Source organism: Bradyrhizobium sp. B120, from assembly GCF_049075665.1.
Classification (GTDB): domain Bacteria; phylum Pseudomonadota; class Alphaproteobacteria; order Rhizobiales; family Xanthobacteraceae; genus Bradyrhizobium.
In genome coordinates, this window is the sequence record NZ_CP185242.1 from 8346599 (window position 1) to 8367635 (window position 21037).

At 64.8% G+C, this 21037-nt stretch carries 20 protein-coding genes; 11 read left to right on the forward strand and 9 right to left on the reverse strand.

Features of this window, described 5'->3' with window-relative positions; translation table 11 throughout:
* Positions 1-106: 106 nt before the first annotated feature.
* A complete protein-coding gene (locus ACOIX3_RS38695; RefSeq protein ID WP_420967223.1) occupies positions 107-733 on the reverse strand; it encodes a glutathione S-transferase family protein in 627 nt (208 codons plus the stop codon).
* Positions 734-959: 226 nt separating this feature from the next.
* On the opposite strand from ACOIX3_RS38695, the gene pyrE reads away from it, so the two are divergent.
* Together pyrE and ACOIX3_RS38705 are read left to right on the forward strand one after the other, a co-directional pair.
* The gene (pyrE, locus tag ACOIX3_RS38700; RefSeq protein WP_092122894.1) at positions 960-1523 is read left to right on the forward strand and encodes an orotate phosphoribosyltransferase; all 564 of its coding nucleotides are present in this window, start codon (positions 960-962) and stop codon (positions 1521-1523) included.
* 279 nt (positions 1524-1802) lie between these two features.
* Positions 1803-2600 carry a DUF2865 domain-containing protein gene (locus tag ACOIX3_RS38705; RefSeq protein ID WP_420967224.1) on the forward strand — a complete coding sequence of 266 codons (798 nt, stop codon included), beginning with the start codon at positions 1803-1805 and terminating at the stop codon, positions 2598-2600.
* A 127-nt stretch (positions 2601-2727) separates the two neighbouring features.
* Here ACOIX3_RS38705 and ACOIX3_RS38710 read toward each other — a convergent pair whose 3' ends face one another.
* Positions 2728-3159, reverse strand: a complete 432-nt coding sequence (locus tag ACOIX3_RS38710; protein WP_212317066.1) for a hypothetical protein — start codon at positions 3157-3159, stop codon at positions 2728-2730.
* A 186-nt stretch (positions 3160-3345) separates the two neighbouring features.
* On the opposite strand from ACOIX3_RS38710, the gene ACOIX3_RS38715 reads away from it, so the two are divergent.
* Positions 3346-3636 (forward strand): GIY-YIG nuclease family protein, encoded by a 291-nt coding sequence (locus ACOIX3_RS38715; protein ID WP_420967227.1) that lies wholly within the window; start codon positions 3346-3348, stop codon positions 3634-3636.
* 285 nt (positions 3637-3921) lie between these two features.
* Here ACOIX3_RS38715 and ACOIX3_RS38720 read toward each other — a convergent pair whose 3' ends face one another.
* The gene (locus ACOIX3_RS38720; protein WP_420971902.1) at positions 3922-4155 is read right to left on the reverse strand and encodes a hypothetical protein; all 234 of its coding nucleotides are present in this window, start codon (positions 4153-4155) and stop codon (positions 3922-3924) included.
* 245 nt (positions 4156-4400) lie between these two features.
* Between ACOIX3_RS38720 and ACOIX3_RS38725 the strand changes: the two genes are divergently transcribed.
* From ACOIX3_RS38725 to rocF, 3 genes are all read left to right on the forward strand, one after another.
* Positions 4401-6911, forward strand: coding sequence for a glycogen/starch/alpha-glucan phosphorylase (locus tag ACOIX3_RS38725; RefSeq protein WP_420967228.1), 2511 nt, complete (start codon positions 4401-4403; stop codon positions 6909-6911).
* Positions 6912-7107: 196 nt separating this feature from the next.
* On the forward strand, positions 7108-7926 hold the full coding sequence (locus tag ACOIX3_RS38730; RefSeq protein WP_420967229.1) for an acyl-CoA thioesterase: 819 nt from the start codon (positions 7108-7110) through the stop codon (positions 7924-7926).
* Between the two features lie 190 nt (positions 7927-8116).
* On the forward strand, positions 8117-9094 hold the full coding sequence (rocF, locus tag ACOIX3_RS38735; protein WP_420967231.1) for an arginase: 978 nt from the start codon (positions 8117-8119) through the stop codon (positions 9092-9094).
* Positions 9095-9356: 262 nt separating this feature from the next.
* Here the strand turns inward: rocF and ACOIX3_RS38740 are convergent, their stop codons facing one another.
* The 3 genes from ACOIX3_RS38740 to ACOIX3_RS38750 form a co-directional block, all read right to left on the reverse strand.
* On the reverse strand, positions 9357-10973 hold the full coding sequence (locus ACOIX3_RS38740) for a phosphoenolpyruvate carboxykinase (RefSeq protein WP_420967232.1): 1617 nt from the start codon (positions 10971-10973) through the stop codon (positions 9357-9359).
* Between the two features lie 180 nt (positions 10974-11153).
* Entirely contained in the window at positions 11154-11570 is a 417-nt protein-coding gene (locus ACOIX3_RS38745) for a hypothetical protein (RefSeq protein ID WP_420967233.1), read from the reverse strand.
* Between the two features lie 291 nt (positions 11571-11861).
* A complete protein-coding gene (locus ACOIX3_RS38750; protein ID WP_420967235.1) occupies positions 11862-12596 on the reverse strand; it encodes a HugZ family protein in 735 nt (244 codons plus the stop codon).
* Positions 12597-12832: 236 nt separating this feature from the next.
* On the opposite strand from ACOIX3_RS38750, the gene ACOIX3_RS38755 reads away from it, so the two are divergent.
* The 5 genes from ACOIX3_RS38755 (at position 12833) to ACOIX3_RS38775 (ending at position 16829) form a co-directional block, all read left to right on the forward strand.
* Positions 12833-13534, forward strand: a complete 702-nt coding sequence (locus ACOIX3_RS38755) for a response regulator transcription factor (protein WP_016843287.1) — start codon at positions 12833-12835, stop codon at positions 13532-13534.
* Between the two features lie 110 nt (positions 13535-13644).
* Entirely contained in the window at positions 13645-15453 is a 1809-nt protein-coding gene (locus ACOIX3_RS38760; protein WP_420967236.1) for a stimulus-sensing domain-containing protein, read from the forward strand.
* A complete protein-coding gene (locus tag ACOIX3_RS38765; RefSeq protein ID WP_420967237.1) occupies positions 15450-15890 on the forward strand; it encodes an HPr kinase/phosphorylase in 441 nt (146 codons plus the stop codon). Before ACOIX3_RS38760 ends, ACOIX3_RS38765 begins: the two co-directional genes overlap by 4 nt.
* A gap of 214 nt (positions 15891-16104) precedes the next feature.
* The gene (locus tag ACOIX3_RS38770; protein WP_021076632.1) at positions 16105-16506 is read left to right on the forward strand and encodes a PTS sugar transporter subunit IIA; all 402 of its coding nucleotides are present in this window, start codon (positions 16105-16107) and stop codon (positions 16504-16506) included.
* The gene (locus tag ACOIX3_RS38775) at positions 16503-16829 is read left to right on the forward strand and encodes an HPr family phosphocarrier protein (RefSeq protein WP_173639261.1); all 327 of its coding nucleotides are present in this window, start codon (positions 16503-16505) and stop codon (positions 16827-16829) included. The genes ACOIX3_RS38770 and ACOIX3_RS38775 overlap by 4 nt, the downstream gene beginning before the upstream one ends.
* 188 nt (positions 16830-17017) lie before the next feature.
* Here the strand turns inward: ACOIX3_RS38775 and ACOIX3_RS38780 are convergent, their stop codons facing one another.
* From ACOIX3_RS38780 to ACOIX3_RS38790, 3 genes are all read right to left on the reverse strand, one after another.
* Complete coding sequence (locus ACOIX3_RS38780; RefSeq protein ID WP_420967238.1) at positions 17018-18631, reverse strand: glycosyltransferase family 39 protein; 1614 nt, start codon at positions 18629-18631, stop codon at positions 17018-17020.
* A 174-nt stretch (positions 18632-18805) separates the two neighbouring features.
* Positions 18806-19573, reverse strand: coding sequence for a M15 family metallopeptidase (locus ACOIX3_RS38785; RefSeq protein ID WP_420967240.1), 768 nt, complete (start codon positions 19571-19573; stop codon positions 18806-18808).
* Positions 19574-20938, reverse strand: coding sequence for a YARHG domain-containing protein (locus ACOIX3_RS38790; RefSeq protein ID WP_420967241.1), 1365 nt, complete (start codon positions 20936-20938; stop codon positions 19574-19576). It lies immediately after the preceding gene.
* Positions 20939-21037 lie beyond the last annotated feature (99 nt).

Genomic DNA, 21037 nt, shown 5'->3' on the forward strand with positions numbered 1-21037 from the left:
CGCGGGCCTGACCCGCGCATCCATCGCCCGCTCAAGCGGGCGGCAACTAAAGGGTTTTTGCCAAGAGGATGGATTGCCGGGTCAAGCCCGGCAATGACACACCCAATCAATCCAGCTTCGCGTCCATGCCCCGCTTGGTCGCTGGGCGGGCCATCAGCGTCTCGTACCAGCGCTTGACGTTGGGGAAGTCGGCCAGGTCGACCTTGTGGCGCGGATGGCGCCAGGCCCAGCCGAGGATGGCGAAATCGGCAACCGAGAGATCGCCGGCGACGAACTCGCGGCCATCCAGCCGGCGGTCCAGCACGCCGTAGAGCCGTCGCGTCTCGGCCATGTAGCGCTTCAGGCCGTAGGCGCGGTCCTGCTCGTTCTCCAGCGCGATGAAATGGTGCACCTGGCCCGGCATCGGGCCGAAACCGCCCATCTGCCACATCAGCCACTCATAGACCGGGATCCGCTCGGCCAGCGGTTGCGGCAGGAACTTGCCGGTCTTCTCGCCGAGATAGAGCAGAATCGCGCCGGACTCGAAGATGCTGACCGGCTTGCCGCCGGGACCATCGGGATCGACGATCGCCGGGATCTTGTTGTTCGGGCTGATTGCGAGGAACGCGGGCGCCATCTGCTCGCCCTTGCCGATATTCACCGGGACCACCTTGTAGGGCAGCGCCATTTCCTCCAGCGCCACCGAAATCTTGCGGCCATTGGGGGTGTTCCAGGTGTGCAGCTCGATGGTCATTTCCGCTTCCCGTGCAAATGTTTGGCCGAGCGTTCAGCCGAGTCTTTGGCGCCTGCTTACGGGGATTGGAACGGCCGCACAACCCGCGTATTCGGCACGCGGCTGCGCTGAAATGGCGGCGCGGGCACTGTTGACGGCGGGATTTACCCGCTGGAATGTGCGCCAGACCGCCGATAGATTGCCGGCCGCCTCAGAGCCCCCAAAGAACCCCTAAGGGAAAAAGCCTTTGTCCAAATCAGCCTCCCGCGCTCGCCTCGCCGAGATCATCCGCAAGCGTTCGTTCGGCCGCGGCGAGATCACGTTGGCGTCGGGCCGCAAGAGCGATTTCTATTTCAACCTGAAGCCGACGATGCTCGACCCCGAAGGCGCAGCGCTGCTCGCCGAGCTCACCTATGAGGCGCTGAAGGACGACAGGCTCGATTTCGTCGGCGGGCTCGAGATGGGCGCGGTGCCGCTCGCCGGCGCGATTGCACAGCTCTCCTGGCTGAAAGGTCACCCGATCGCCGCTTTCTTCGTGCGCAAGAAGCCGAAGGAGCACGGCGCGCGGCTCGCCGTCGAAGGGCTCGCCAAGGGCGAGAGCCTGGCGGGCAAGCGCATCGTGATCGTCGAGGACGTCACCACGACAGGCGGCTCGGCGCTGAAGGCTGTGGAAGCCGTGCGCGAGGCCGGCGGCGAGATCGCACTGGTGTTCACCATGGTCGACCGCGAGGAAGGCGCGACCGAGACGTTCGCCGAAGCTGGCTTGCCGTTCCGCGCGCTGTACAAGGCCGGCGAGTTCCTGAAGGACTGAGTGCCAATCTATCGGTAGTTTCTGTCGTCATGCCCCGGCTTGACCCGGGCATCCACGTCTTCTTCGCAACGCTGAACCAAAGAGGTGGATGGCCGGGTCAAGCCCGGCCATGACGAGAAGGGACCAGCAGCGCAGCCTGCGTTTTCTGTGACGCCGTCACCCCTAGTCAATCGCTCGTTTACCATCCCGCCTTAAGGTGAAGCCGCCGGGGCACCTTGTCGCCGCGGCGAGGCGCGTCGGGTGGAGTTGGCGTTGCGTACAGAGTTGAGTGATCGGCGCATGCGGCGCCGCGTGATGCTTGCCGCCGCTGCGTTTGCGGGTTCCGTCCTGGTCGTGCCCGCTCCCGTCTCGGCCGAAGGGCTGTTCGACTTCTTCTTCGGCGGTTCCCAGAAGCAGCAGGGCCGGCAGGCCCCGCCGCAAGCCAATTTCTTCGCCGATCCGTTCGGCCTCAACCAGCAGCCGGAACGGCAGACGTCCGCACCGGTCTCGGGGACGCGCGTGGCCGGTTCCGGACCGGCGTATTGCGTGCGCAGCTGCGACGGCAAGTATTTCCCGCTGACGATGCGCGGCAACGCGACGCCGGCGCAGCTCTGCCAGGCGTTCTGCCCGGCGAGCGCGACCAAGGTCTATTACGGCAGCCATATCGACAGCTCCGCCTCGACCACGGGTGAGCGCTACGCCGACAGCGAGAACGCCTTCGCCTATCGCAAGGCGCTGCGCGCCGACTGCACCTGCAACGGCCGCGACCCGGCCGGGCTCGCGCCGGTCGACCTCGCGCTTGACGCCTCGCTGAAGGCCGGCGATGTGATCGCGACCACCGACGGCCTCGTCGCCTACACCGGCGTTCGCGTCGGCAACGAGCAGTCCTTCGACTTCACGCCGATCGCCTCCTATCCCGGATTGACCGCGGCGGTCCGCGCGCGGCTCGGCGAAATGAAGGTCGCGCCCGTCAGCGCCGAGATCGCCAGCGACGCGCCGCTGCCGGAAACCAGAAGCGATGTCGCGCCGGCGACGCCGGCGTCTGTTGTGCCGAAGGGCAATGCTGCCAAGCCCGCCAAGCGGGCCGAAGCGAACTGACGGCGTAAGCCGTCATTCCGGGGCGATGCAAAGCATCGAACTACGGTGCGCAATTGCGCACCTGAGAATCTCGAGATTCCGGGTCTGGTGCTTGCGCACCATCCCGGAATGACATTAGGACACGCACTCAGCGCGCCACGATCACGCCGATCACGTTCGGCGCAGCCATGTATTTCTCCTCGATCGCGGCCCGCGCGGCGGCGCGGTTCTCCGGATTGAGGAGGCCGCGCTTCTCGGCGAGGATCATCCAGCAATAGCCCCACCAGTCCGTCAGCATGCCGTGATCGTCGACCAGATCGTAACCCTGCTCACCGGCGAAGATCCGCGCATGCGCCTCATCGAGCGAATCGAGCCAGGCGTGATCCTCGTTCGAGAACAGCTCGTCGCTGAAATCATCCGTGGTGTAGCCCCAGATCGACATGCAGACCGCGTTGAACTCGCGGTCGAGCTGGTCATCGTCGATCGGCTGGCGCCGCGAGGCCTGGTGCAGCCGCGACAGCGACCGCGCGAAATCGGCAATCCGGGTCAGAGCGAATTGATCAAAGGCGATGGTGGACATGTAGCCCTCGCGGAGACTGAGAGACCATAGATATTGTGTCGGCGCAGGCACCGAATCACAATGATATATCAAAGACTTGCTAAAGTGTTCTTAATTCGTTCTGATGTCCTCAATGGGCGTCGCCCCGGCGAAGGCCGGGGCCCATAACCACCGCTATCGGACATCTCACGTGACCGGTGCCCCGAAATGAATGCCCCAGCCTATTACGTTTACATTCTCGCGAGCCGCCGCCACGGAACGCTCTACATCGGCGTCAGCAACGATCTTTCCAATCGGCTTACGCTTCATCGCTCTGGACGCGGCTCACAATTCGTCAAGAAGTACGGCGTCACGCGACTGGTTTACATGGAGGCCTACGCTTCACCACAGGAGGCGATCGCACGGGAAAAGGCGCTAAAGGAATGGCGCCGCGACTGGAAGGTTCGCCTGATCGAGCAAGACAATCCGGAGTGGAGCGATCTGTCCCATCTTCTCTGACTGCTGTGGTTATGGGCCCCGGCCTTCGCCGGGGCGACGAATTGCGGTGACTGCCTTTGCCTCTTGAAAAAGCGGTCGCCGTGCTCGCCCTGCCCCACAAAGCAATTGGGCCGCTGACTAAGTCAGCGGCCCGTTGAAAATTGCTTCGGAATGAAATGCGTCGGAGCTGGAAAATGTGCCCGCCCCACGAGCGACAGCTGTGTTTGTAAAGAACTCGTTAAGACTTGGAAATCCGTATCACTCCGGTGTTCGCGATCGCGCGTGCAGGCCCGCTGTGCGGCCACCTTAATTCGCTGCGGACAGCAGCTTGTCACCGCAGGCATTCGCGTAGAACTTGCCGCCGCATTGCCGCTTGATGGCGGCGCAGCGCGCGGCCGGCGAGGCGTTCTGCGCCACGCTGAAGCTGCAGCTCAGGCCGTCGGCGCTGCGGCCCGGTCTGCCCGCCGCATAGGCTGCGCTCGTCGCCGTGATGCACACCATGAGCAACGCCGCGGCCGCGATCTCGATCAAGAGTCTCATCACGCGTCCTCCGCCAATTGTCGCAAAATCCGGGCTTTCGCCGCCGATCGTAGCACCGGCAATGACGGTTCCGAAGGCCCCTGAATCGGCCCGGTCCTTGCATAAAATATCGGCAGCGCCATGCACGGCAACGTTCCGGGCGGTTTCGGTTGCCATGCAACGCGCGTATCATCGACTTGGGGCATGATCCGGACACTATGATCGCATCATGATCCGGAAAATCTGAACGGCAGGGATTGAGCGCTTTGCACGAACAAACAAACTACCCGGCATTGAACCAGCCGATCGACGAGCTGGCGCTGACCGAGATCAAGGGCGCGATCCTCGCCAAGCTCCGGCTGGCGATCGGCAAGGACGCCGGCATGGCGACCAGGCGCGACTGGTACAAGGCGGCGGCGCTGGCGCTGCGCGACCGCATCGTGCACCACTGGCTGACGGCCGAAAAGCAGACCTACGACGCCGGCTCCAAGCGCGTCTATTATCTCTCGCTCGAATTCCTGATCGGCCGCCTGTTCACCGACGCGCTGAACAATATGGGATTGCTGCCGCTGTTCGAGGCCGCGCTCGGCGACCTCGGCGTCGATCTGTCGGACCTGCGCAAATGCGAGCCGGACGCGGCGCTCGGCAATGGCGGTCTCGGGCGGCTCGCGGCCTGCTTCATGGAGAGCATGGCGACGCTGGCGATCCCGGCGACCGGCTACGGCATCCGCTACGATTTCGGCCTGTTCCGCCAGATCATGAACCAGGGCTGGCAGCAGGAATATCCCGACGAATGGCTCGCCTTCGGCAACCCCTGGGAATTCCAGCGGCCGGAGGTGGTCTACAATGTCCACTTCGGCGGCCATGTCGAGCACGTCGACGAGCGCGGCCGCGACCGCGCCACCTGGCATCCGGCGGAAACCGTCGAGGCGATGGCCTACGATACGCCGATCGTCGGCTGGCGCGGCAAGCACGTCAACGCGCTTCGGCTGTGGTCGGCGCACGCGCCCGATCCGCTCCAGCTCGACGTCTTCAACACCGGCGACTACGTCTCGGCGAGCGCCGAGCAGGCGCGCGCGGAGGCGATCTGCAAATTCCTCTATCCGAACGACGAGAGCGCAGCGGGCCGCGAGCTCCGGCTGCGCCAGGAATATTTCTTCGTCTCGGCCTCGTTGCAGGATCTCGTGAAACGGCATCTCGCCTCCGACGGCGGCCTGCGCAACCTCGCGCAGAAGGCGGCCGTGCAGCTCAACGACACCCATCCGAGCCTTGCGGTCACCGAGCTGATGCGCATCCTGGTCGACCTGCACAATTTCCGCTGGGACGAGGCCTGGAAGATCACCGTCGCGACGCTGTCCTACACCAACCACACCCTGCTGCCGGAAGCGCTCGAGACCTGGCCGGTCGAATTGTTCGAGCGATTGCTGCCGCGGCACCTCGAGATCATCTACCGCATCAACGTGGCCCATCTGGCGCTCGCCGAGGAGCGCTTCCCCGGCGACATCGAATACCGCGCCTCGGTCTCGCTGATCGACGAGCGCAGCGGCCGCCGGGTGCGGATGGGCCAGCTCGCCTTCGTCGGCTCGCACCGCATCAACGGCGTCTCGGCGATGCATTCCGACCTGATGAAGGAGACCGTGTTTCACGACCTGCATCATCTCTATCCCCAGCGCATCACCAACAAGACCAACGGCATCACCTTCCGCCGCTGGCTGATGCTGGCCAACCCGCGGCTAACCGCGCTGCTGCGCGAGACCTGCGGCGAGGCCGTGCTCGACGACTTCTCGTTGCTCGAACGGCTCGAACCCCACTCGAGCGATCTGGAATTCCAGAAGCGCTTCCGCGACGTCAAGCATCACAACAAGCTGGCGCTGGCGCGGCTGATCGGCGAGCGCAACCACATCAAGGTCGACCCGTCGGCGCTGTTCGACGTGCAGATCAAGCGCATCCACGAATACAAGCGGCAGCTGCTCAACATCCTGGAGACGATCGCGCTGTATCACGCGATGAAGGATGATCCGGCGGCGAACTGGGTGCCGCGGGTAAAAATCTTCGCGGGCAAGGCGGCGGCGAGCTACCGCTACGCCAAGCTGATCATCAAGCTGATCAGCGACGTCGCAGAGGTCGTCAACAACGACGCTTCGCTCGGCGGCAGACTGAAGATCGCCTTCCTCGCCGACTACAATGTCAGCCTCGCCGAGGTGATCATCCCCGCTGCCGATCTCTCCGAGCAGATATCGACCGCCGGCATGGAGGCCTCCGGCACCGGCAACATGAAGCTCGCGCTGAACGGCGCGCTGACCATCGGCACGCTCGACGGCGCCAATATCGAAATCCGCGACAATGTCGGCGAGGAGAACATCGCGATCTTCGGCCTCGAGGCCGGCGACGTCATGGTCCGCCGCAAGCAGGGGCTCGATGCCAGCGACGTGATCGGCAAATCGCCGCGGCTCGAGCGCGCGATCCGCGCCATCGAGAGCGGCGAGTTCTCGCCGGGCGATGCCGCGCGCTTCGCCTCGATCGGGCACGCGCTGCGCTACCTCGACCACTACATGGTGTCGGCCGATTTCGATTCCTACTACGACGCGCAGCGCGGCATCGACGCGCGCTGGCAGGTGCCTCCGGCCTGGACCCGCGCCTCGATCCTCAACGTGGCGCGCATGGCATGGTTCTCCTCCGACCGCACCATCCGCGAATATGCCGAGGACATCTGGCACGTGCCGGTGCATCCGAGCGCCTCGCCGCAGCTCGGCAACCAGCGCGAGGCGAAGGGGTAATCCCGGGACGCGGAAATCGATTACGTCCGACATCATTGAATCCGGCACGATAGCCCGCGATATAGTCAGTGAACTTCACGCAGTCATTGCGAGCGAAGCGAAGCAATCCATCGCGCGGCATATGCGGATCGATGGATTGCTTCCTCGCTTCGCTCCTCGCAATGACAGCCAAATAGATTTGCAACCAGGGAATTGCATGCTCACCAAGGCTCCGCACCTTTTCGATGAAGCCACCGCTGTGACGGCCGGCGACAGCCGCTGGCAGGGACGGACCAGCCCGGATTACTGGGCGTTCGTCGGCCCGTTCGGTGGCTGCACGGCCGCGACGATCCTGCGCGCCCTGATGCAGCATCCGCAGCGCGCGGGCGATCCGCTGGCGCTGACAGTCAATTACTGCGCGCCGGTCGCCGAGGGCGTGTTCGATCTCGATGTCCGCCTGGTCCGGGCCAACCGCTCGAGCCAGCACTGGTCGATCGAGATGACGCAAGGCGGTGGCGAGGTCGCGACCTTGGCGACCGCGGTGTTCGCCGAGCGCCGCCCGTCGTGGTCGCACCAGCCCGCCGAGTTTCCCGGCGCGGTGCCGTTCGAAGAGCTGCGGCCCTATCCGAAGCTCGCGATGACCTGGGCCAACCAGTATGATTTCCGCTTCGCCGAGGGCGAGCCGAAGCTCGGCGGCGGCGCCGCGAAGCTGCCGTCGAGCCCCTATTCAAAACTCTGGATCGCCGACCGCGTGCCGCGCAAGCTCGATGCGCTGTCGCTGATGTCGATGTCGGACGCGTTCTTCGGCCGCGTGTTCCACGCGCGGCATGAGCTGGTGCCGTTCGGCACGGTGTCGCTGACGACCTATTTCCACGTCGATGGTGCCGACATGGATGCGGAGGATACCACCCGCGTGCTCGCCACCGCCGACGCCAAGACCTTCCACAAGAGTTATGGCGACCAGCACGGCGAATTGTGGTCGCCCTCCGGCCGCCTGCTCGCCACCACAACGCAGATCGCCTATTTCAAGGCGTAGAGCGTTTTCGAGCGAGGCCTGTCCCGCACGTAATGCGGGATGGGCGCCGCTTCGCAGTGACCACAGCGCGTCAGACCTGGGCGCACAACTCAACTATCCACATGGCCGGATTGGACCGGGTTGCCTATTTCAAAGGTTGGGGGAACAGTGGCGCGTCGCTTCTGTTCCACGACTTTGGGAGCCCTGCCGCATGTCCGAAGCCGACAATTCAAGACCCTCGCGCATCGCCTTGCTTGGCGTTCCCATCGAGATCGGCGCGTCGCAGCCCGGCCCGCTGATGGGCCCGGACGCGCTGCGCACCGCGGGCATCGCGCGCCTGCTCGAGCAGCTCGACTTCCGGGTTGACGACCACGGCAACCTTGCGATCCCGGCCGTGGTCGCCGACGGCCCCGCGCCGGCGAACACCAAGTTCTACGACGAGGTGAAGACCTGGACACGCGCCCTCTCCGAGCGCGCCTACTGGCTGGCGCATTCCGGCGCGATCCCGATCTTCATGGGCGGCGACCACTCGCTGTCGATGGGCTCGATCAACGGCGTCGCGCGCTACTGGCAGGAAAAGGGCCGGCCGCTGTTTGCGCTGTGGGTCGATGCGCATGCCGACTACAACACGCCGGCCACCACCATCACCGGCAACATGCACGGCATGTCGGCGGCCTTCCTGTGCGGTGAGCCCGGCCTCGACGACCTGCTCGGCGGACTGCCGCGCGCCTCGATCCCGCCGGATCAGCTCGACCTGATCGGCACGCGCTCGGTCGATCCGCTGGAGCGCAAGCTGCTGCGGCAACGCAACGTCTCGATATCCGATATGCGCCAGATCGACGAGTTCGGCGTCGCGGTGCTGACCCGCCGCATCATCGAGCGCGTCAGGGCCAAGAACGGCGTGCTGCATGTCTCGTTCGACGTCGACTTCCTCGATCCGCAAGTCGCGCCCGGGGTCGGCACCACCGTGCCGGGCGGCGCGACTTATCGGGAAGCCCATCTCATCATGGAGCTGCTGCACGATTCCGGACTGGTGCGCTCGCTCGACATCGTCGAGCTCAATCCGTTCCTCGACGAGCGCGGCCGCACCGCGCGCGTCGCGGTCGAATTGATCGGCAGCCTGTTCGGCCTGCAGATTACCGACAGACAAACGCCGAGCAACGCGGTGCTGCCGGAGCTGGGCGAGTAGCGGAGCAACACACGCGATGTCGTCCCGGCGAAAGCCGGGACCCATACTCCGCAGCGGATGTTGTGGACAGGACCCGTCATTCCACCGACGCACAACGATGACCATCGGTGGTTATGGGTCCCGGCCTTCGCCGGGACGACGGTGGAGTATGTGGCGCCGTTCGCTGCTCAGCTTGACGGATTGAGATGTCGTCGAGCCGACCAGGCAACAAAAAAGGCGGCCACGAGGGCCGCCTTTTCAAATCGCGTATCGCTTGCGCGGTTTACTCCGCCGCGAGCTTCACTTCCGGCGCGGCGGCGCGGACTTCGGCGTCGACCTGTGCTTCGAACTTGGCAAAGTTCTTCTGGAACATGCCGACCAGCGCACGCGCAGTCTTGTCGAACTCGGCCTTGTCGGCCCAGGTCTTGATCGGATCGAGGATGTGCGGCTCGACGCCCGGCAGCGAGGTCGGCACCGCGAAGCCGAAATACTTGTCGGTGCGGAAGTCGGCATTGCGGAGCGAGCCGTTCAGCGCCGCGGTGAGCAGCGCGCGGGTCACCTTGATCGGCATGCGGCGGCCGGTGCCGTACTTGCCGCCGGTCCAGCCGGTGTTGACCAGCCAGCAATCGACATTGTGCTTGGCGATCAATTCGCGCAGCAGATTGCCGTAGACCGACGGATCGCGCGGCAGGAACGGCGAGCCGAAGCAGGTCGAGAATTCCGGCTGCGGCTCGTTGCCGAGACCACGCTCGGTGCCGGCAACCTTCGCGGTGTAGCCGGACAGGAAGTGATACATCGCCTGCGCCGGTGTCAGCTTGGCGATCGGCGGCATCACGCCGAAGGCGTCGGCGGCGAGCATCACCACGTTCTTCGGATGCGGCGCGCGGCCGGTGCGCGAGGCGTTGGGAATGAAATCGAGCGGATAGGCCGAGCGGGTGTTCTCGGTCTTCGAGCCGTCGTCGAAATCGGGCACGCGATCATTGGCGCCGAGCACGACGTTCTCCAGCACCGCGCCGAAGCGCTTGCTGGCGGCATAGATTTCCGGCTCGGCTTCGCCTGAGAGCTTGATGCACTTGGCGTAGCAGCCGCCTTCGAAGTTGAAGACTCCGTCCTCGCTCCAGCCATGCTCGTCGTCGCCGATCAGCGTGCGCTTGGGATCGGCAGAGAGCGTGGTCTTGCCGGTGCCGGACAGGCCGAAGAAGATCGCGGTGTCGCCGTCGGGGCCGACATTGGCCGAGCAGTGCATCGGCATCACGCCCTTCTCGGGCAGATAGAAGTTCAGCGTGGTGAACACGCTCTTCTTCATTTCGCCGGCATAATAAGACCCGCCGATCAGGACGATCTTGCGGGCGAAATCGATCGCGACGACGTTCTCCGACTTGCAGCCGTGACGTTTCGGATCGGCGCGGAAGCTCGGCAGATCGATGATCGTGAGTTCGGGCACGAAGCTCGCGAGCTCCGATGTCTCGGGGCGAATGAGCAGCGTGCGGATGAACAGCGAGTGCCAGGCAAGCTCGGTGAAGACCCGCGTCTTGATGCGATGCTTCGGATCGGCGCCGCCATAGAGATCCTGCGCGAACAGCGTCATGCCTTCGGCATGCTTGAGGAAGTCGGCGTGGAGCGTTGCGAACTGCTCCGAGGTGATCGACTGGTTGCCGGCCCACCACATGCTCTTGTCGGTCAGACCGTCGCGGACCGTGAACTTGTCCTTCGGGCTGCGGCCGGTGAACTCACCGGTATCCGCGCAAAGCGCGCCATCGGCCGAGAGCACAGCTTCGCCTGATCGCAACGAGTGCTCGTAGAGCTGCGGCGCGCCATAGTTCCAATGCACGCCCTTGAGATTTTTTAAGCCGAATTTGTCGGCGCCGAAGGCACCGTTATGCACGCCCGTCTCTTGCACGAAGAACCTCCTCGAACCCGCGTATCCTTGTTCGCGCGAACATCGCTAGTCGCGCTCCGCCGCGGTGACCGTCATCAGAATAATATAGCCTCTCGGCCCCGGTCCGGCGACCTAATAGTGGGGATCGCCGGGCTTGCCAAGCCAGTCGAACGGCTTTTGGCTTATTCCAAGGCGGGCACATCATCGGGCGCAAATACCGCAGCGCGAAACGCTTTCGCTTTGCTTTCGCTTTCTCGTTGTTTTCGCGGCGATCGGGCGACGTTTCGTCGCCTTTCCCGCCGCGAGCAAGGCATTGCGATGCACAAAGAGTGCCAGCGATCGGCGTGTCTCCGCGCCGAGCAACGCAACAGGCACGGAGAATGCCGGGTATGCATTTCGCGCTGAGGATGTGTCGTTGAGATGGACCGCCGCGAGTTGACGCTGCGTTGCAGTGCCAGACATGTCGTCCACGATCGTGTTGCACGCGGATAGCACCACTGGGTCGGCATTGAGCTGCATTCGGTCGAGCTCAATCCGCCGTCGTCGAAGCTGGGTGACTACAATGCCCGGCAGCAGCGAATGTTCCGCAACACGGGCTGCGTTCAGCGGCAACAGCATCACTGATCGTAGCGATCGATGGTAACGCAATCACCGCGTTGCACATGCATGTCGCCGGTTGAAGCTCGCGATCCCTGCGATTTTTCGGAGCAGCAGCGCCGGGAATTCTCGCAACCCGCATCGCGCCCATCGGAGATCATATCGGCGCCGGCACGAAATGATCGCGCTGTCAGAGGCGCTACACCCGGCCTCGGCAAACACGCACGCGGAGCCGCACCGTGCGACACCATGCCTCGTCGCGCACGGCACCGCCCGTTCGGAGCGAGCCGGTCGTGCTCCCTATCCCTCCCTCTATCCCTTGGCGCGCGCCTCGCCGGCGAGCCGCACCAGCATCTTGCGCAGCTCGGTGCCGTTGCTGACCCGCTCGGGGAAATCGAGCCGCAGCGTGTCGCGGCCGGCCTGCATGTCCATGCCGTCGGGGTCGCAGCCGGTGCACAGCCAGTCGGCACTTTCCGCACCGAGCAGCCGCGTGGCGTAGAGGTTCATGGCCTCACGGTGATCCTCGTTCATATGCGCCACCGCGCCCGGCTCGGCCTCCAGCAGCGCTTCGGCACCGCCGAGGTTGGTCAGAAACTGCACAGGCTTGAGGTCGACGATCCGGCCGAACCCGGCGACCAGATGGGCGCCGCCCGGCCGGATCACGAAAAACGAAAAATCATTAAATTCTACAAAGACTTCCGCCGATGGATGGGCCCTAAGGTAGCGCCGGCGGACGAGCTCCCGCTCGGCCTCCGCGACCTCCTCGGCTCGGCCGGCCAGCATGATCCGGGCGCCCTCCAGCGGATCGCCCTCGGCGCGCTCGTCCAGCATCAGCGACACCCGGTCGTCGGCCAGGATATTCCTGGTGTGCAGCGCGAGCCGGGAAATCAGCAGGATCGGCGAGCCGTCGGGGTGGCTGGCCAGGTTGACCAGCGAGCAATAGGGATCGCCGGAGCCGGTCATCAGCGTGGCGAGCGCGCCCTGGCGGCTGCGGCGGAGCAACGAGCGGGCAAGGTGGGCGGGGTCGAAGTCGGCGGTCGGTTGCATGGGCTTATCAGGTCATTTTGGAGGCGAATCGGGCCGGTTCCCGTTGAAAAAGGGCCTTTTCTCATGGTCTCAGGGTGCTATATGGGGTCCAACGCGTGGGTCGCAGAGCGTTTTGCGGAACTCGGTCACACTTCAGCCCAGCTTGCATTGCTCGTTGACCGCGTTCGAAGCCCATGTTCTACGGCGAGTCGCCAGAGTGCCCGCCGTCTAAACCACTCTCATTGTGAAAGCAGCTCATGCCCACAATCGCCTTGGTCGACGACGACCGCAACATTCTCACGTCGGTCTCGATCGCGCTCGAAGCCGAAGGCTATCGCATCATGACCTACACGGACGGTGCGTCGGCGCTGGATGGGTTTCGCACGTCACCGCCCGATCTTGCGATCCTCGATATCAAGATGCCGCGCATGGACGGCATGGAAACGCTGCGCCGGCTGCGCCAGAAATCCGACCTGCCGGTGATCTTCCTCACCTCGAAGGATGAGGAGATCGACGAATTGTTCGGCCTGAAAATGGGCGCCGACGATTTTATCCGCAAGCCGTTCTCCCAGCGGCTGCTGGTGGAACGCGTCAAGGCCGTGCTCCGCCGCGGCCAGCCGAAGGATCCGACCGCGGCACCGAAGGAGCCGGATGCCCGCGCGCTCGACCGCGGCCTGCTGCGGATGGATCCGGAGCGCCACACCTGCACTTGGAAGAACGAACCGGTGACGCTCACCGTGACCGAATTCCTGATTCTGCAGGCGCTCGCCACCCGCCCCGGCGTCGTGAAGAGCCGCAATGCGCTGATGGACGCGGCCTATGACGACCAGGTCTATGTCGACGACCGCACCATCGACAGCCACATCAAGCGGCTGCGCAAGAAGTTCAAGGTGGTCGACGACGATTTCGAGATGATCGAGACGCTGTACGGCGTCGGCTATCGCTTCAAGGAAGCCTGATCTGCGCTTCCCGGGCGGCTTGTTAACTGACAGGCCCCGCACGGCTGGGGTAAGCTCGGGCGACTGTCTGCTTCGCGGGACGACATCCATACCAACCGGCAGCTTTGCCAGTGCTTGATCGAACGCAGCTCGAGCAGGGACTGAACACCGAGGACGCGTCACAGCTCCTCGATCAAGAGGCCGTGGCCGACGATCTGGCGCAGGACAAGGGCTGGCGCCGTCCGCTCGGCTGGGTGCGCCGCGCCGGTCAGTTCTTCTTCGCGCTGTCGTTCTCGAGCCTGACGCGCCGCATCGTCTCGCTCAACCTGGCCGGCCTCGTCGCGCTGGTCGCCAGCATCCTCTATCTCTCGCAATTCCGCGCCGGCCTGATCGAGGCGCGCACGCAGAGCCTTTTGGTCTATGCCGAGATCATCTCGGAGGCGATCGCGGCGTCTGCGACCGTCGAAGGCAATACCGTCACCATCGACCCCGACCGGCTGCTCGACCTCAAGCCCGGCGAGAGCTTCGGCCAGCCGGATGAATCGGCGGATTTCCCGATCAATCCCGAGCGCGTCGCGCCGACCCTGCGCCGCCTGATCGCGCCGACCAAGACGCGAGCCCGCATCTTCGACCGCGATGGCGGCCTGATCCTCGACAGCCGCAACCTGTTCGCGCGCGGCGACGTGCTGCGCATGGAGCTGCCGCCGCCGTCGGAGAAGCCGTCGCTGTATGAGAAGACCAAGGCCACGATCAAGACCTGGCTCAATCGCGGCGATCTGCCGATCTACCGCGAGCTCGGCCCCGAAGGCGGCAAGGGCTACTCCGAAGTCGCGCAATCGCTCGAGGGCATGAAGGGCAGCGCGGTGCGGGTCACCGATCGCGGCGCGATCATCGTCTCGGTTGCCGTTCCGGTGCAGCATTTCCGAGCCGTGCGCGGCGCACTGATGCTGACCACGCAGGGCGACGACATCGACCAGCTGGTGCTGTCCGAGCGCCTCGCCATCCTCAAGATCGGCGGGGTCGCATCCGCCGTCATGATCATGCTGTCGCTGCTGCTGGCGAGCACGATCGCGGGCCCGGTGCGGCGGCTCGCCGAAAGTGCCGAGCGCGTTCGTCACCGCATCCAGACCCGCGTCGAGATTCCCGACTTCACCGGACGCCGCGACGAGATCGGCCATCTCTCCGGCGCGCTGCGCGACATGACGAACGCGCTCTACAGCCGCATCGAGGCGATCGAGATGTTCGCCGCCGATGTCGCCCATGAGCTGAAGAACCCGCTGACCTCGCTGCGCTCGGCGGTCGAGACGCTGCCCCTGGCGCGCAACGAGAACAGCCGCGCGCGGCTGCTCGCCGTGATCGAGCATGACGTCAAGCGGCTCGACCGCCTGATCTCCGACATTTCCGACGCGAGCCGGCTCGACGCCGAATTGCAGCGCCAGGATATGGCACCGGTCGATTTGCGCCGGCTGCTGACCACGTTGACCAGCGTCGCCAACGAAACCCGGCTCGGCCACGACGTCGCCGTCGAAGCCCGCTTCGAGGGCCGCGGACCGACCGACACGCTCTCGGTGCCCGGCCATGATTCCCGGCTCGGCCAGGTGGTCTCGAACCTGCTGTCGAACGCGCAATCGTTCTCCAAGCCGGGCGACAAGGTGCGCATCATCTGCCGCCGCACCCGCGGCGAGGTCGAGATCGTGGTCGACGATGACGGGCCCGGCATCGGCGAGGACGCGCTGGAGCGGATCTTCGAGCGCTTCTACACCGACCGGCCGCACCAGGGCTTCGGTCAGAACTCCGGCCTTGGGCTCTCGATCTCCAAGCAGATCATCGAGGCGCATGGCGGACGCATCTGGGCCGAGAACCGCGCGGGCCCTGCGGACGAAGACGGCAAGCCCACCGTCGCCGGCGCGCGTTTCGTGGTCAGGCTGCCGACACTATGAGCGACAATTCAAGCTTGCACGCATCCGCCGTTCTGGTCGGCGAGCGTGCGGTGCTGATCCGCGGCCCGTCGGGGGCCGGCAAGTCGCGCCTGGCCTTCGATCTGATTCTCGCCGGGCGCACCGGAGTGCTTCCGCCGGCCATTTTGGTGGGGGATGACCGTGTCCATCTCGACACAGCCGGCGAACAATTGTGGGTTCGCCCGGCACAGCAATTGGCCGGTTTGATCGAGATCCGAGGCCTCGGAATCCGCCATTGTCCGTTCGCAGGTGAGGCCGTGGTCGGCCTGATCGTCGACCTTGCCGCCGACGATGCCGAGCGGCTGCCGCCGCCCGAGGCGCTCAAGATCCGCCTTAATGGTGTTTCAATACCGCGAATTCCCGTGCCGGCCGGCTTCCAACCCCTGCCGCTGGTTGTCGCTGCGCTGACGACAACCTGAAAGTTCATGTTCCCGTAATCTTGCGGCCAATTGTGGGAAGGGAATTGGTAACCATATCACATCCACTATCGCGTCGGATTTTGCCGGCGCAGCCTCCCCTCTCTACCGCCAGGAACCGGGAGACTAGCCAAGATGCCCTCTTGCGCAGGGCCTCTGGATGGTCAAAGTGGCGCGTTCGTGCGGTGCACCAAAGGGCGCCCGCGAGGAGTTTCCGATGATTGGTCTAGTGCTGGTGACCCATGGGCGCCTTGCTGACGAGTTCAGAGCCGCGCTCGAACACGTCATGGGTCCGCAGAAACAAATTGAAGCAATTACGATCGGGGCCGAGGACGATTCCGATCTCTGTCGAAGCGACATCATCGAAGCGGTGAATCGCGTCGATAGCGGCGACGGCGTTGCGATCCTCACCGACATGTTTGGCGGCACGCCGTCGAACCTTGCGATCTCATGCATGAGCCGCCCGAAGGTGGAAGTGCTCGCGGGCATCAATCTTCCCATGCTGGTCAAGCTTGCCAAGGTTCGCGAAGAGCGTTCGCTGCCCGACGCGATCGCGATGGCCCAGGAAGCCGGCCGCAAATACGTCACCATTGCCAGCCGCGTTCTCGCAGGCAAATGAGCGGCGAGGCCCCGGGCGAAAACCATGTCGGCCCGGGCGTGCCAGCGGGCGCCATTTCGCGCGAACTCCTGATCGTCAACAAGCGCGGCCTGCATGCGCGGGCATCGGCCAAGTTCGTCCAGCTGGTCGAGCGCTTCAACGCCGAGATCTGGGTGACGCGCGGCGGCGAAACCGTCGGCGGCACCTCGATCATGGGCTTGATGATGCTGGCCGCAGGGCCCGGCACCACGGTCGTGGTCTCCGCGAAAGGCGACGAGGCGCAGCAGGCGCTGGATGCGATCGCCGAGCTCGTCGCCAGCAAGTTCAACGAAGAAGGCACGTAGGGCGCCGCCTCGCGCGCTGCGCCAAGCCATCACCGTCACCCTGAGGAGCGCGCATCGCGCGCGTCTCGAAGGGTCGACGGCCCCGCTGGTGGCCGATTCATCCTTCGAGGCTCGCTCCGCTCGCACCTCAGGATGACGGAACGGCACTGACGTCTGTTTTCGAGTCAGTTGGCAACAATGCCCCAGCGCTACTTCGCCGGCGGCACCAGATAGACCTTCCACACCGTCGACGGGCCGGGATGGCCGTTGAAGAAGCGCATGGTGTTCATCACCAGCGGCTCGGCATCCTTGGCATGCTCGGCCATCCATGCCTCGCATGGCTGCAGGAACACCGGATCGGTGGTGTCGCAGACGCCGATGAAGCCGAGACGCTTGGCTTCGTCGAGCGACGTCAACCCCGACGACCACGCTTCGCCCGGCACCAGCGAGGCCGGATGATCCGGACTGTAGAACGTCATCGGCTCGCCGATGTCGGAGCGTGCGACGACCACCGCCCAGCGTGAACGGAATCTGTCCTGCCAGGTCTGGGTGAGCTCGCGCGCCAATTCGGAGCGCGCGGCGTAGGTCGAGCCGCCGACACGGTTGGAGGCGATCTCCTGCGTGGCGATGCTGGGCGCGGCGATCAGCGTGACGATCGTGGCCACGAACCACACCGCCGTGATCGAGAACAGCGCCATGCGGGAGAAACGCAGCGAGGGGATCGCAACCAGTGCAAGCGGCACCAGGAAGAACAGCGGGATGCCCCAATCGGTCTTGATGTAGACGGTGAACGCCAGTGCGCCGAGCGGCGGCCCGATCGCGACGATCGACTGGATGATCCAGATGTTGAGCGCCTGCGGAAGATTGACGGCCGGATTGGGTCCGCGCGACCAGATCCGCGCCAGCACGTCCGACGGCCGCCATGGCACCGACCCCAGCAGCAGCGCCACAAGGCCCAGCACGGTCGGAATCGCGAGCAGACCGAGATTGTGCACGATGTAGCCGATCACGAGCTGGACATTGAGCTCACGGCTCGACAGCGCGTAGACGTCGCCGGCATAGGTGAACGGCACGAAGTTCACCTCCTCCAGCCACACCAGATGCGGGATCATCGTCACGAGCATCGTGCCGATCGCAACCCATGGCGCCGGCGAGCGCAGGAATTGCATCCGCTGCGGATGGATCAGCGCGGCGAGCCCGATCGCGCCGATCATCGTCACCACCCAGTACTTGGTCATCAGCGCCAGCATGCCGGCAAAGCCGAGCCAGAGCCCCGACTTGAAGCTGCGCTTCTCGAACGCGTTCAGATAGGCCAGCACCAGCAGCGGCAGCGGCACCAGCTGCGCGAGGTCGGCGTTGTATTTGAAGCCCTTGAAATTGAAGATCGGGTAGAGCGCGAGCATCACCACCATGAAGAACGCACGGCGGCGATCGACGACGCGCAGCGCGATCAGCCAGCACACCACCAGCGCGAAACTGACCGTTGCCATCGCGAGCGCGTAGGTCGACCAGTTGGTGACGGGGAAGATCCTGAACCAGACCCCGGCGATCCAGCCCGACAGCGGCGGATGCTTGCCATAGCCGAGCAGAAAGCGCTGGCCCCAGGCATAAGCCTCCGCGACATCCATATGGACGTCCTGCGCAGCCTTGAGCTTGACCAGGATTAGCGTCCACAGCACCGCGTGAACCAATGCGAATCCGATCACGAACCACAGGCTGGTCTTGGGATCGGTGGCGCGCGAGGCAATCCAGGCGGCGATCCGCCGGATCGTCAGTCTGCGGGTCGTGCGCCTTGCGGCAGGGAGGGTGGTGGCGGTCGACATGGCCTGTGCCTGAGGCATGACCCGGAAACGTGGAAAGCGGTTTCCCGGAACGATCATGCCGAATGGAAGCGGAAGGAGCGATGAGTGATTGCTCACCAGCATTTCATCGCGCTTTAGCGCGTTTTTGTGGCCAGTGTAATCAGCTTGGCGTGAGAACGCCTCCAAGGAGCCGGTTCAGTTTCCGAGAAGCTCCGGCCGGTACTCGAAATGCATGGTATCGTAGTGATACCACTTGCCGCCCCAGATAAAGCCGTGGCGCTCGAAGATGTCGACGATCTCGCGCGGCATCCGGTTCTTGTAGGGGATGGTTTTGCCTTTACCTGCCCACAGCCAGTAATCCGAGACCTTCAGGTTGAGGTCGATCGCGGCCGCATAGCCATGCATGCTCATCCGCCCGGTATCGGCGACGGCGCGACAAGATAGCACACCCGCGATCGGAAAGGCCGCGGCGCGCAGCGCCGGATCGAGCGCGTCGATCTCGGCGGAGACCTGCTTCAGGCGCTCGGCGACGCCGTTGACCCGCGTGACCTGAACCGGCTTGCCCCAGGACCGCGGTAGCCAGGTGATCGTCACCAGGTTCCGCCTGACCTCCGCCGTGTTGCAGTCGCCATACATCTTCGTGAAGAAGGCCTCGTTGCGGAAACGGCCGGGATCGACGTTCGGGGCCGGCGGCGCCGATGGCCCGGACGGATAGGGCTGCCGCATCTGGTCGAGGATCGAGGCATTGCGCAGCAGCTGATCGAACGGCTTGCCTGAGACGCCGTCGTCGACCGGCATCACCGTGCCGTCGCGCCAGGTGATCGTGGTGTCGTCATGGGCGGACAGCGCATCGGGATAGGCGCGCACCAGGCGGTCGAGCAATTCGCTGTTGCTCTGCGCGTGCGCAAACGGCGGCAGCAGCGCCAGCAGAGCAACGATGCAGGCGGGCCAGCGCGCGGCCATTCAGCGCTTTCCGGCCTGATCGATCAGCGCGACATTGGCCTCCTCGATCGCGTTCAGCTTCGGATTCCAGCTGTTCGGCGCATACCATGGGAAGCGCGCGAAATACGCCTTGAGATCGGCGGAATCGAAATAGCGTCCCCTGCGGGCGAAGATCTCGTTGCGCGCGATCCGCAACTCGTCCCGCGACAGCCGCCGCAGATCGGCAGGCGTCAGCAGACGCCGGTCGGAATCCGGGAAGATGAAACCGCTCGGCGCAGCGCCGGCGCCGGATTCGAAGCGATCGATCAGCGCGACATTCGCGCTCTCGATCGCATTGAGCGGCGGATCCCATGAACGGGGCACGTACCATGCGAACCTGCTGAATCGCGCGGTCAGGTCGGGCGCGTTGAAGTAGCGCCCGCGCCGCGCGAAGATTTCATTGCGCGCGATCCGCAGATCGTCCTTGCTGAGCACCCTGAGATCGCTCTCCGACAGCAGGCGGCTGTCGGAATCCGCAATGATGAAATCCGATTGCGTGCGCGCCACCGGCGGCGGCACGTTTTGCGGCGGCAGGCTTTGCTGCGGCGGGACCATTGTCGCCGGTGGATCGGCGGTCGCGACCTGAGCCGGCGCGTTGCCGGCGAAATAGAACGAGCCGTCGATCGGCGAGGTCGAGACCCAGGGCTGCTGCGCGCTGCCGGTGGCACGCTTGACGACGAGACCAACCTGATTGAAGGCCTGCAGCACGTCGAGCCCGGGCTTCTGCATGGTGTCGACCAGCGCGCGCGTGTAGGGGCTGTGGCCGTCATCGCCGTCGAGCGCGACATTGCCGGGCTGGGTCGCGTAGGACAACAGCGTGCCCTCCGGCGCGCGGATCTGGGCGAGGCCACCGTCGGTAGCGCGCAGGCCGCGCCCGCCGAACGGATTGTTCCGGCAGGCGTCCAGGATGACGATGTTGAGCCGCGTCCCCGCGCCTTCCATCTGCCGCAGCACCAGGCCGACATCGACCATCTGGAAATCGACATCGGCCTCGCGCACAGGATTCGCCGACACCGGCACCAGGTAATTCGTTCCGCGCACCTGGATGCCATGGCCGGCGTAGTAGAACAGCGCGACGTCGGCGCCCATCAGCTGGCTGCCGAAGCGCTGGATCGCGGCATCGAAACCGGCCTTGTCCAGATCGACCTGGGCCTGCCCGCCGACCAGTGCAAAGCCCAGCCGCTGCAGCGTACCGGCCACGAGCTCTGCATCGCCCTTCGGATTCTGCAACCGCGACACGTTCTGATAGGTCGAATTGCCGACCACCAGCGCGACGCGCTTGTCGGCGGTTGCGGGCGCTGCGAACAACATTGCGAGCAATCCGGCGGCGAGAAGGGTCCAGCGCATCGTCAGATTCACGGTTTTGGGCCGAAACACCTAGCAGAAACATACCCGAAAATCGATCACGGCAGATCTGACTGAAACACGGCCGTGATTCGCCGTCAC